This is a genomic window from Tenacibaculum profundi, from assembly GCF_057162725.1.
In genome coordinates this window covers 816,597-830,437 of record NZ_CM169894.1, presented here as the reverse complement: position 1 = coordinate 830,437, position 13,841 = coordinate 816,597, and the positions used below count along the sequence as shown (strand labels likewise).

5 protein-coding genes are annotated in these 13,841 nt (G+C 32.4%); 3 read left to right on the top strand and 2 right to left on the bottom strand.

Annotated elements, in window-relative coordinates; all coding sequences use genetic code 11:
- Nucleotides 1-130: 130 nt before the first annotated feature.
- Both yidC and pyrG read right to left on the bottom strand, forming a co-directional pair.
- On the bottom strand, nucleotides 131-2,014 hold the full coding sequence (gene yidC / locus AC2GW8_RS03250) for a membrane protein insertase YidC (RefSeq protein WP_440881359.1): 1,884 nt from the start codon (nucleotides 2,012-2,014) through the stop codon (nucleotides 131-133).
- 191 nt (nucleotides 2,015-2,205) lie between these two features.
- Nucleotides 2,206-3,822, bottom strand: coding sequence for a CTP synthase (pyrG, locus tag AC2GW8_RS03245; RefSeq protein ID WP_440881358.1), 1,617 nt, complete (start codon nucleotides 3,820-3,822; stop codon nucleotides 2,206-2,208).
- Nucleotides 3,823-4,037: 215 nt separating this feature from the next.
- Here pyrG and rpmH point away from each other — a divergent pair, with 215 nt between their 5' ends.
- The 3 genes from rpmH (at nucleotide 4,038) to AC2GW8_RS03230 (ending at nucleotide 13,837) form a co-directional block, all read left to right on the top strand.
- Complete coding sequence (gene rpmH, locus AC2GW8_RS03240; RefSeq protein WP_440881357.1) at nucleotides 4,038-4,199, top strand: 50S ribosomal protein L34; 162 nt, start codon at nucleotides 4,038-4,040, stop codon at nucleotides 4,197-4,199.
- 97 nt (nucleotides 4,200-4,296) lie between these two features.
- On the top strand, nucleotides 4,297-7,149 hold the full coding sequence (gene carB, locus AC2GW8_RS03235) for a carbamoyl-phosphate synthase large subunit (RefSeq protein WP_440881356.1): 2,853 nt from the start codon (nucleotides 4,297-4,299) through the stop codon (nucleotides 7,147-7,149).
- Between the two features lie 481 nt (nucleotides 7,150-7,630).
- Nucleotides 7,631-13,837, top strand: coding sequence for a T9SS type B sorting domain-containing protein (locus AC2GW8_RS03230; protein WP_440881355.1), 6,207 nt, complete (start codon nucleotides 7,631-7,633; stop codon nucleotides 13,835-13,837).
- Nucleotides 13,838-13,841: the final 4 nt, after the last annotated feature.

The window sequence follows — 13,841 nt, the reverse complement described above, 5'->3', positions numbered from 1 at the left end:
ATACGTATCAGTATCCAGAATACTAATTTGTAAACAAAAGTTTTTTAGAATAAAATGTATTGTCCTGTAAAAATAAAAAAGCCATCAATTATGTTTTGATGGCTTTTTTGTCTTTTTAAAAAATGTATTTTTATTTCTTGCTTCTTGCTTTTTGTTGAGCTGCTTGTTGTTCTTGAGCTTGTTTCATAGCGGCATCTAAGCGCTCGCGAAATTTACTTTTTTTAACAGGTTTTTTCTTATTCTCTTCGATTTGTGCATGAATTTTAGCTTCATCAATAACAAAGTTTTTTATAACTAACATAATAGCTATTGTTAACAAGTTTGAAATAAAATAATATAAACTTAAACCACTTGCATAATTGTTAAAGAAAAATAACATCATTATTGGAGAAAAGTATATCATATACTTCATCATTTTACTCATGTCAGGCATTCCTTCCTGAGGAGGAGCTTGCATATTAGCCTGTTGGCTCTGATTCATTTTCATATAAAAGAATATTGCAATAGAGGCTAAGATTGGAAATAAACTTACATGATCACCATAAAAAGGAATTTTAAAGGGAAGTTTGAAAATAATATCATACGAAGATAAGTCATTTGCCCAAAGAAAGCTTTTTTGTCTAAAATCAATATTCGTTGGGAAAAACTTAAATAAAGCAAAGAAAACGGGCATTTGCAGTAGAGCAGGGATGCATCCTGACATCATACTTACACCTGCTTTTCGTTGAACAGCCATGATTTCCTGCTGACGTTTCATAGCATTTTCATTACCTGGATATTTTTTGTTAATTTCCTCCATTTCTGGACGAATCACTTTCATTTTAGCACTTGATAGATATGATTTATATAGTACTGGAGATAATAAAATTCTAACAACGATAGTCATTAAAATAATAATTAACCCATAATTGCCAACAAAGCCTTTAAGAACATTAAATACAGGGTAAAAAACGTATCTGTTTAAAGTACCAAATATCCCCCAACCTAAATCTGCTGTTTCGTCTAAATCGGTTCCCTTAAATGATTTTAATAAATTATAATCTGTTGGGCCATAAAACCATTGCATGTCATAATTAAATTCTCCATTTGTTAGTGCTAAAGGAGTATTTAATTCATATAACTTCGTATAAACATGTTCTTTATCATCATCTTTGGCTAAGTCTGTTGAGGTAAGTGTTGCATTATTAAATTTTTTATTACTAGTCAATATTGATGAAAAAAAGTGTTGCTTAAATGAAACCCAATTAAGATCGTTAATAACTTCTGAATTACCAGGTCGTAAATAATCAACTTCACCATCAGCTTTGTAATAATACCATGAATACATTGTATTCTCAGTTTTTAAGCTTTTTTCTTGACTAAAGGAACTTAATTTCCAGTTTAGATTAATCTGTTGTGAACTATTAATGATGTCTCCTAACCCTTGAGATTTAATAGAAAATCCTACTCTATAGTCATTAGGTTTCATCTCATATCGATATTCTAAAAACTTAGTTTCTGAAACTTTAAGTTTCATAGAAAGTACATTTATATCTCCATTTTTAGATAGTTTTGGAGTGAAATATAAATCTGAAGTATTTAAAATACGATTATCTGTTGTTCCAAAATTAACATTAAAAGAGGCATTATTATTTTTGATTAAATAGAGGGGAAGCGAGTCATGTGTTTTGTACTCTTTTAATAAAGCTTCTACAATTTGTCCCCCTTTATTATTTATAGTTAATTTTAGAAAATTATTTTCAAGGATAGTGACTCCTTCTTTACCTGCTAAACCGCTGTAAGCAAAAGCACCTAACTTATTTTTAAAAGCAGCCTGCTTTAAAGAATCATTTTCAAAATTATTATCAACAATTTTTTGATCTTTTGAAGTAAGGCTTACTGTTTTTTCTGTATTTGTTTCAGTGTTGGGGTTTGTAGCTTCCTCCGGTTTTTGAATGTTCATCCACCATAATAAAATTCCCCCTAATAAAAGCATTCCGATAAAGGAATTTAAATCAAATTTTTTTTGTTCCATTGATCTGTTTTGTATGTGTCAACCTGTCAGTTACTGTTTTTTAATTCGTTAAAAAACACGACAAATGTAGTAAAACTACCTTCAAATTATTGGTTTTACTACAATTAATTTATATTCATTAAATAGTGCAAAGGTTATTCCAAAATTGAAAAACTCCTTTCCATAAAATTTATGACAGGAGCTTTTTAAATTTATTTCTTTGATTGTTTTAAACTAGCTTTTATAAAGTTTACAAAAAGAGGGTGAGGGTTTAAAACAGTACTTTTATATTCAGGGTGGTATTGAACACCAATAAACCAAGGATGGGAGGGAATTTCAACAATTTCAACAAGTCCTGTTTTAGGATTAATCCCTGTAGTTTTCATTCCTTTAGATTCAATATCTTCTTTATATTTGTTATTGAATTCATAACGGTGTCTGTGTCTTTCGCTAATCAATTCTTCTTCATTATAGACACTAAAAGCTTTAGAATCTCGCGTCAATTGACAGTTCCACGCACCAAGGCGCATAGTTCCTCCTTTTTCTGTTACTTCTTTTTGCTCTTCCATTAAATTAATTACAGGATCTTTAGTGTTTTCATTCATTTCAGTAGAATTAGCTTGGCTAAGTCCAAGAACATTTCTTGAAAATTCAATAACAGCCATTTGCATTCCTAAACAAATACCTAAGAAAGGAATTTGATTTTCTCGAACAAATTTAACAGCAGCAATCTTTCCTTCGATACCTCTGTCACCAAATCCTGGAGCTACAAGAACTCCATTCAGTCCTTGAAGTTTGCTAGCAGCATTTTCAGGAGTCAATTCCTCTGAATGAATCCAACGAACATTTACTTTTGTTTTATTGTGAGCTCCTGCATGAATAAATGCTTCTGTGATGGATTTATAAGAATCGTGCAATTCAACATATTTTCCAACTAGTCCAATTTCGACAGAAGAAACTGGTTTTTTGAGTTTTTCTAAAAATGCATTCCAAGCTTTTAATTTAGGCTGTTTTCTTGTAGATAAACGTAACTTGTCTAAAACTACATAGTCAAGGCCTTCATGAAACATTAATTTAGGAACGTCATAAATCGTTTCAGCATCAAGAGATTGGATAACATCTTGTTCTTTTACATTGCAAAATAAAGCTAGCTTTCTTTTGATAGTGCTTGTAATTTCATGTTCAGAACGACATACCAGTACATTAGGACTTAAGCCACTTTGCATTAACATTTTTACCGAATGTTGCGTAGGTTTTGTTTTTAACTCTCCAGCAGCAGCTAAATAAGGAATTAGAGTTAGGTGAACAACAATAGCATTTTCTTCTCCAAGTTCCCACTGTAATTGTCGTACTGCTTCAACGTATGGTAAAGACTCAATATCACCAATAGTACCTCCGATTTCTGTTATAACAATATCATAATCACCAGTATTTCCTAATATTTGAATACGATTTTTAATTTCATCAGTAATGTGAGGTATTACTTGTACTGTTTTTCCTAAAAATTCACCTTTACGTTCTTTATTTATAACAGATTGGTATATTCTACCTGTTGTTACATTATTGGCTTGTGAAGTAGGAATATTTAAAAAACGTTCATAATGCCCTAAATCTAAATCTGTTTCAGCACCATCATCTGTTACATAGCATTCTCCATGCTCATAAGGGTTCAAAGTTCCTGGATCAATATTAATGTAGGGATCGAGTTTTTGAATGGTTACAGAATAGCCTCTTTCTTGTAACAATTTGGCTAATGAAGCAGCTATAATTCCTTTTCCAAGTGATGAAGTTACGCCTCCAGTTACAAAAACGTATTTTGTGTTGTTCATGGTATTGTTAGGTTTGCGCAAAAGTAAGAACTCTACTAATACACGGCAAAAAAAATGTGTAAAAAGATGTAATTTTATAGAAAGTGATTTTTTTCAAAAAAAAAGAATTCAGGATTTGCTAGACTAAAAAACTATTGTATATTTGCCAACGCTTTTAGCAGACGGAATTTCACAAAAGCAAAATCAATTAAAGAAGATATTTAAGATATATTGTAATGAGTAAAAGAACGTATCAACCATCAAAACGCAAGAGAAGAAACAAACACGGTTTCAGAGAGAGAATGGCTTCTGCTAATGGACGTAAAGTTTTAGCTAGGAGAAGAGCAAAAGGAAGAAAGAGATTGTCTGTTTCATCTGAAGCAAGACCAAAGAAATAATGATATTTATATCATTTATATAGAGGTGTTACTTTTTATGAGTAACACCTTTTTTTATACATAACAAATTTATACATTCAACAACAACAAACTAATAATGCCTAAAAGACAAGAACTTAAATCTATTTTAATTATTGGATCAGGACCTATTGTTATAGGTCAAGCGTGCGAATTTGATTATTCAGGATCACAAGCATTAAGATCATTACGTGAGGATGGAATTGAGACTATTTTAATCAATTCTAACCCAGCTACCATCATGACAGACCCGTCAATGGCAGATCATGTTTATCTTTTACCATTAACAACAAAGTCAATAATTCGAATTTTAAAAGAGCATCCACAGATTGATGCAGTATTACCTACCATGGGAGGGCAAACTGCTTTGAATCTTTGTATTGAAGCAGATGAAAAAGGGATTTGGGAAGATTTTGGTGTTGAAATCATAGGTGTTGACATTGATGCTATTAATATTACTGAAGATCGAGATAAGTTTCGATTATTAATGGAAAAAATCGGAGTTCCAATGGCTCCACAGGCAACAGCTACATCTTTTTTGAAAGGAAAAGAAATTGCACAGAAATTTGGTTTCCCTTTATGTATTAGAGCTTCTTTTACGCTAGGAGGGGCTGGAGCCTCAATTGTTTATGATGAAGCTGAATTTGAGCAAGCATTATCTAGAGGTCTTGAAATATCTCCGATACATGAGGTGATGATTGATAAAGCTATGATGGGATGGAAAGAATTTGAATTGGAATTATTGAGAGACGACAATGATAATGTTGTTATTATCTGTTCTATTGAAAATATGGATCCAATGGGAATTCATACAGGAGATTCAATTACAGTAGCACCTGCTATGACACTTTCTGATAAGACATATCAGAAAATGCGAGACATGGCTATTAAGATGATGCGATCAATAGGAGAATTTGCCGGAGGTTGTAATGTTCAATTCGCCGTTTCTCCTGACGAAAAAGAAGATATTATTGCAATAGAAATTAATCCAAGAGTTTCGCGTTCTTCTGCATTGGCATCAAAGGCAACAGGTTATCCAATAGCAAAGATAGCAGCCAAACTAGCTACAGGATATACTTTGGATGAACTCGATAACCAAATAACAAAATCAACTTCTGCTTTATTTGAACCTACACTAGATTATGTCATTGTGAAAATTCCACGTTGGAATTTTGATAAGTTTGAAGGTTCTGATAGAACTTTAGGTCTACAAATGAAGGCTGTTGGAGAGGTAATGGGGATCGGACGTTCTTTTCAAGAAGCATTACATAAAGCCACACAATCTTTAGAAATTAAAAGAAACGGTATTGGGGCTGATGGAAAAGGATATAAAGATTATCATAAAATAAAAGAAAAACTAAAGTTTGCTTCATGGGATAGGGTATTTGCTATTTATGACGCTATTCAAATAGGAATGCCACTCAGTAAAATACATGAAATCACAAGGATCGATATGTGGTTTTTAAAGCAATATGAAGAGCTTTTCGAAATAGAAAAAGAAATTTCTTCTTTTACTATTGAAACCTTACAAAGAGATTTATTACTTGAAGCTAAGCAAAAAGGGTATGGAGACCGTCAGATTGCGCATATGTTAGGTTGTTTAGAAAGTGAAGTTTATAAAAAGCGAGAAGAACTTAATGTAAATCGTGTGTATAAGTTAGTAGATACTTGTGCTGCTGAATTTACAGCGAAAACACCTTATTATTATTCAACTTTCGAAAACGAAATTGAAACTGCTGAAGGAATAAAAATGCATGCAAATGAAAGTGTTGTTTCAGATAAGAAGAAAATCATTGTGTTAGGTTCTGGACCTAATAGAATAGGTCAAGGAATCGAGTTCGATTATTGCTGTGTTCATGGTGTACTTGCAGCAGCAGAATGTGGGTATGAAACAATTATGATTAACTGTAATCCTGAAACTGTTTCAACGGATTTTGATACTGCAGATAAATTATATTTCGAACCCGTTTTTTGGGAGCATATTTATGACATCATCAAGCATGAAAAACCAGAAGGTGTTATTGTGCAATTGGGCGGACAAACAGCTCTTAAACTAGCTGAAAAGCTAGACCGTTATGGAATACCTATAATAGGGACAAGTTTTAAAGCATTAGACTTAGCAGAAGACAGAGGTAGTTTTTCAACACTACTGAAGGATCATAATATTCCATATCCAAGATTTGGTGTTGCAGAAACTGCAGATGAAGCACTAGCGCTAGCTGATGAATTAGATTTCCCAATTTTAGTACGTCCTTCTTATGTTCTTGGGGGGCAGGGCATGAAAATTGTAATTAATAAAGATGAATTATTAGAACATGTTGTCGATTTATTAAGAAAAATACCAAATAATAAACTATTACTCGATCATTATCTTGAAGGTGCTATAGAAGCAGAGGCAGATGCAATTTGTGATGGTGAAAATGTTTATATTATTGGTATTATGGAACATATTGAACCATGTGGTATCCATTCTGGAGATTCAAATGCAACTTTACCAGCTTTTAATTTGGGAGAATTAGTCCTTGAACAAATTAGAGAGTATACGAAAACTATAGCGTTAGCTTTAGACACAGTTGGATTGATAAATATTCAATTTGCTATCAAAGACGATAAGGTATATATTATTGAAGCTAATCCACGTGCATCAAGAACAGTACCTTTCATAGCAAAGGCATATAAAGAGCCTTATGTAAATTATGCAACTAAAGTTATGTTAGGAGAGAAGAAAGTAACGGATTTTAATTTCAATCCAAAGTTAGACGGTTTTGCTATTAAACAGCCTGTATTTTCATTTAATAAGTTCCCTAATGTTAATAAAAATTTAGGGCCAGAAATGAAAAGTACTGGAGAAAGTATTTTATTTATTGATAGTTTGAGAGATGATCAGTTTTACGATTTGTACTCTCGACGTAAAATGTATTTGAGTAAATAAGAATATATCTATACAATTAAAAAAGCTTCTCATATTTCGGGAAGCTTTTTTACTTGTATGTAATTGCATTAACTTTTAAATGTATTTTTATCTGAAGAATTTTCTCGCGTTGTATTGTATTGCTCTAATTTATGGGGGAAATTATTTAAATGATTTTTAACTATGTAAGCTATATCTTGTGAATATACATTAAAATACTTTTCTTTTTTAGCTAATTATTTGATTATTATTTTTTTAAGTGTTTTGACTTAATGTATACCTACTAGTTATATTAACAAAATGTTAAAGAGAAACAATACTGTAGAAATTTAATTAACATATTATCTCGTTTAAGAGTAATAGAAAAGGATAGTTTTGATAGTTTACTTTTGGTTGTTTTTGTAGTAGTTTTACTAGTGTTTTAACTGGTGTTAACCCCTATTGTTTTTAATATAGTGTAAAAATAGATTTGTGACAGTACACAATACAACTTAATTAAAATATGAGGATTACAAACCACAGTCAAAGTTTACACTGGAAGCGATTTTCTAATTTTCTTTTTAAAATTAGAAAAGCTATTAAAAAACTATTGATATCAAAATTTTTATTTTCAAAGAACACTTATGGAAACAATGTTAAAAGAATAGTAAAAACACTGTTAAAATTTGATAGGGGAAAAAGGACAAAAGTATTCGGGTTTCTCGATTCGAGTCCAATAGGAATTGGCAAATTAGGCTATATAAAAGTGATAGTTACTTTTTTTTTAAGTATAGCAGTAAAAGGACAAAATAAAGTTTTAAACAATGGAAAGATAAGAATAGGAAGAGGTTCAGAGAACTCTATTAATACAATAGGGAATATGCAACAGCCTTTCTATTACAATGAAAAAACTAGTTCTTGGAGACAATTAACATATGGAAAACATCCTTTAGATATTGTTTGGGGTGTAGGAAATGATGGAACTAATAATTGGAATTATAATGGTCGATTAATACAAAACCCTGGATTATTGAATTATAATATCAATTATGATAATTTTGTTATTACAAATAGTACTACAGGACAAGGATATGGAAAAATAGTATTCTCAGGATATTTAGTTGTTGATAATCAGAATTTTTTTATTGAAAATACTTACACACTAGAAGAAAATACAGCTTATATTAAAGCAAAAATAAAAGTAATAAACAAAAGTGGACGGAAGGCAACAAATATTCGTTTGTGGATTGGGACGAAAGATGATTTTGTAGGAAAATCTGACTCCCCAAATAAAGAACGGGGAAATATCGTAAATGGAGCTTTTGTTGTAAACACAAGTGCTTTAGATCAAGCTAAGGCGATAAAAATATCTACTGATGACGAGGCAGTTTTGTTTTATAGTAATTCAGATAGAGCTCATACATCTATTGGGAATTGTTGTTATTTTTTAAATGCTGTAAAACAAGATCCAAAAACATCAAATGTAGTAACAAATAGAAGAGATAGTTCCTATGCTCTTTATGTTCGCTTTAATGATTTAGAGAATAATCAAAGTGATGAGCTAGAGTTTTATTATGCCGCAGGAACTTTAGCTAAGATTAATGATATAATATCGGAAGTATCTAATGCGGCAGCATTGGTAAAAAACATATTATGTGAAAGCGCCAGCTATGATTATTCATTTGAAAAGACAGGAATAACAAGCTATCTCGTTATTCCAAGTGCGGCTGTTGCTCCTACAGAATTACAGATCGAGGAAGGAATAGATTATAATAACGAATTTAAAATTATTAGTAAGGGTAAAATAGCTACTACAGCTAATGAAAAGTATACATTTAATTTTAGGTCGTTAAATGAAAATACGCCTTATACAGTATATGCCGTTACAAAATTCAATGATGGGTCATCTGATATTTTTAGTCCTATTTCTAATGTTAATTTCACAACGAAAGAAAAACCAACAAAACCCACGGGGAATGATAAACAGGAGTTTTTGGTTAGCCATTTAACAGATGCAAAGGTATCGTCTTTATATACTGTACAAAGGGGAACAGAATGGTATGCATCAGCTGATGATGCAAGTAGTAGATTAAATGAGTTAGAAGATAAAACGATCTTAATTAATGGTAAAAAGTATTATGGTATTCAATATGATGGAGTATGCTCCAGTGAAATATTTGAAGTTACTGTTAAGGTTTCTACATTTACACAAATTATTTTAGAACAAATAGGAAATGAAGCGGATATTCCTAATTTAATAAAGTCAAATATTACAGTAAATCAAATTGCTAGTATTGATCCGTTTATTTCAAATGTGAAATTTTCGAATGAAAACTTGTATCAAGAATTTATTGATTCGAACCCTAATTTATTTAGCAACCCAGCTACAGTATCTGAAGTTCAAGATATGGTGAATGTAGTTAATCAATCGCAGAATATTTTAAATCAGATAGGAAGTGAGGCTGATAAACCAAACATAGTAAATTCAGTCGTAACGGTTGCTCAGATCAATACTATCAGGCCTATGGTAATAGGTGCGAATCCATCTTATGAAACTTCATACCAGGAATTTATTGATTCGAACCCCGATTTATTTAGCAACCCTGCTACGGTAGTTGAAGTACAAAAGATGATTGATTTGGTTAATACATCCCAAAGTGTGTTAGAGCAAATTGGAAAAGAAGGGGACGATGCAGATATAGTGAATTCAGTCGTAACGGTTGCTGAGATCAATACTATCATGCCTATGGTAATAGGTGTGAATCCATCCTATGAAGGTTTATATCAGGATTATATCGATGCGAATCCTGATTTATTTAGCAACCCTGCTACTGTAGTTGAAGTACAAACAATGATCGATTCGGTTAATACATCCCAAAGCGTGTTAGAGCAAATCGGAAGTGAGGCTGATAAACCAAACATAGTAAATTCAGTCGTAACGGTTGCTCAGATTAATACTATCAGGCCTATTATAATAGGTGCGAACCCTGCTTATGAAACTTTATACCAGAATTATATCGATTTAAATCCAAATTTGTTTAGTGACCCAGCAACTGCAGGAGAAATTCAGGCGATGGTTGATGTCGTAAACATCTCACAAAGTGTTTTAGAGGAAATAGGAAATGAGGGAGATAATCCAGATTCAGTAAATTCAGTAGTAACGGTTGCTAAGATCAATACGATCAATCCTGCAGTTATAGGAGCGAATCCATTTTATGAAACCTTATACCAAGATTATATTGATGTAAATCCTAATTTATTTAGTAGCCCCGCTACGGTAGCGGAAGTCCAATCGATGATCGATGTGGTGAATACCTCACAAAATGTTTTAGAACAAATCGGAAACGAGGGAGATAATCCAGATTCAGTGAATTCAGTCGTAACAGTTGCTCAGATCAATATGATTAGTCCAGTAGTTACAGGTGCGAATCCATTTTATGAAACCTTATATCAAGATTATATCGATGCAAATCCTGATTTATTTAGTAGCTCCGCTTTGGTATCAGAAGTACAGGGGATGATTGATTCGGTGAATATCTCACAAAGTGTTTTAGAGCAAATAGGAAACGAGGGAGACGACCCAGATTCAGTGAATTCAGTCGTAACAGTTGCTCAGATCAAAACGATCAGTCCTATAGTTACAGGTACGAATTCATCTCATGAAACCTTATATCAAGAATTTATTGATTCGAATCCTGATTTATTTAGTAGCCCTGCTACGGTATCAGAAGTACAGGGGATGATTGATTCGGTGAATACCTCACAAAGTGTTTTAGAACAAATAGGGAATGAGGGAGATAATCCAAATTCAGTGAATTCAGTAGTAACGGTTATTCAGATCAATACGATCAGTCCAATAGTTACAGGTGCGAAAACTGTATATAAAACCTTATACCAAGACTATATTGATTCGAATCCTGATTTATTTAGTAGTCCTGCTACGGTAGTCGAAGTACAGACGATGATCGATGTGGTGAATACCTCACAAAGTGTTTTAGAGGAAATAGGAAATGAGGGAGATAATCCAGATTCAGTAAATTCAGTAGTAACGGTTGCTCAGATTAATACGATTAGTCCTGTGGTTATAGGTGCGAATTCTGCTTATGAAACTTTATATCAAGATTATGTTGATTCGAATCCTGATTTATTTAGTAGTCCTGCTACGGTAGCGGAAGTCCAATCGATGATTGATGTGGTAAATACCTCACAAAGTGTTTTAGAGCAAATCGGAAACGAGGGAGACAGTCCAAATTCAGTAAATTCAGTCGTAACGGTTGTTCAGATCAATACGATTAGTCCTGTGGTTATAGGTGCGAACCCTGCTTATGAAACTTTATACCAAAATTATATCGATGCGAATTCTGATTTATTTAGTAGTCCTGCTACGGTAGCGGAAGTTCAATTGATGATCGATGTGGTGAATACCTCACAAAGTGTTTTAGAGCAGGTTGGAAGTGAGGGAGATAATCCAGATTCAGTAAATTCAGTAGTAACGGTTGCTCAGATCAATACGATCAGTCCGGCAGTTACAGGAGCAAATCCTACTTATGAAACCTTATACCAAGATTATGTTGATTCGAATCCTGATTTATTTAGTAGTCCAGCTACAGTATCGGAAGTCCAATCGATGATTGATGTGGTGAATACCTCACAGAGTGTCTTAGAACAAATAGGAAAAGAAGGAGATAATCCAAATTCAGTAAATTCAGTAGTAACGGTTGCTCAAATAAATATGATTAACCCATCTATAATAGGAGCATCTTTAGAAAATTTACAATTTTATCAAGATTACATTGATGCAAACCCTGAATTATTTGGTGAACCAGCCACGGCATTTGAGGTTCAGTCCATGATCTATATTGTTAATGTTTCACAAAGTGCTTTAGTTCAGATAGGGAAAGAAGGAGATTCTCCAGATATAGTAAATTGCGTAATTTCTGTAGATCAGATAAATAAGATTAATCCACCTGTAATAGGAGCTAATTCAGAATACTCAAAATTCTATCAAGATTATATTGATTTGAATCCTGACTTGTTTAGTAGCCCAGCTACAGTATTAGAGGTTCAATCTATGATAAATATTGTTAACAGCTCTCAAAGTGTTTTAAAGCAAATAGGAAATGAAGGGGACAATCCAAATAGGATTAATTCAGCTGTAACAGTAAGTCAGATCAATAAAATTTATCCAGCAATTACAGAAGTTGAAACAGCTTATGAAATAAACTATCAAGCTTATATCGATACTAATCCTAATTTATTTAGTACACCAGCAACGATATTCGAAGTTCAGTCTATGATAAATGTAGTAAATACTTCACAAAGTGTTCTTGCTCAGATAGGAAGAGAGGGAGATACTCCAGATAGAATAAACTCAGTAATTACGGTAGATCAAATTAATAGAATATCACCAACTATCGTAGGAACTGATCCTTCTAAAGAGATTTTCTATCAAGATCATATAGATGCTAATCCTAACTTGTTTAGCAATCCTGCAACAGCAGAGGAAGTTCAAACCATGATTAACATACTTATTATTGATAATGATAAGGATGGGGTTCCTGATTTTTATGACTTAGATGACGATAATGATGGGATATTAGATAGTAATGAGGATAATGAAGATTCAAATAGAGACACTGATAGAGATGGAATACTAGATAGGTTTGATCTTGATAGTGATGGCGATGGAATTCTAGATCTTGTTGAAAGTGGTCAAAATTCAGCATCAGTAGATAGTAATAGAGATGGTATATTGGATAGTACTGTAGATAAGGATTTTGATGGGCTTTTGGATGTTGTTGATGAAGACTATACTAATAGTTTTACTGGTGCAAAGGGTATTGTAATACCAGATGGATCAGATAATGATAATATTCCTGATTTTCAGGATCTAGATTCTGATAATGATGGGATTTCAGATCTTATTGAAGGGGGGATCGATCTAAATTTAGATGAAGATAATAATGGTATGATTGATGACCGGATTGATTCTAACAATAATGGTGTTATAGATTTTGTAGACTCAGTTCTAGGAGGTATAGTAGTTTCTTTACCAGATACAGATAATGACGATATACCAGATTTTCAAGATTTAGATAGTGATAACGATGGAGCATATGATGTTGAGGAAGTTGGAGGTATAGATAGTGATAATGATGGAAGAATAGACATAAAAGAATTAAAAAACTTATTGGATAGCGATAATGATAATATACCAAATTTTCAAGATATTGATGATGATGAAGACGGTATATTAACTTTAGATGAAGATATAAATGGAGATAACATTTTGAATAATGATGATACTGATAAGGATGGTATTCCCAATTATTTAGATCCAGATGACGATGGGGACGGTGTTTTGACGAACAATGAAAACATAGGAGATTGTGATTTTGATGGTTTGCCAGATTATTTAGATATAACCGATTGTAATATAGCCCCAGAGGGTTTTTCTCCAAATAATGATAAAGTAAATGATGAATTTGTAATCCCTTTTCTACTAAAATATCCTGACTTTTCAATAGAAATTTATAGTAGATCTGGAAGAAAAACTTATGTATATGAAAATAATGGTAGGGAGAAACCTATTTGGTGGAATGGATATGCAAATGCGAGTCTTATTTTTTATGGAAGTAACCCTGTACCTGTAGGGCCCTACTATTACCTTATAAAACTTAATGATGGTAGTAAAAAAGAATATGAAGGTTGGGTTTATATAAATAGATAATAAA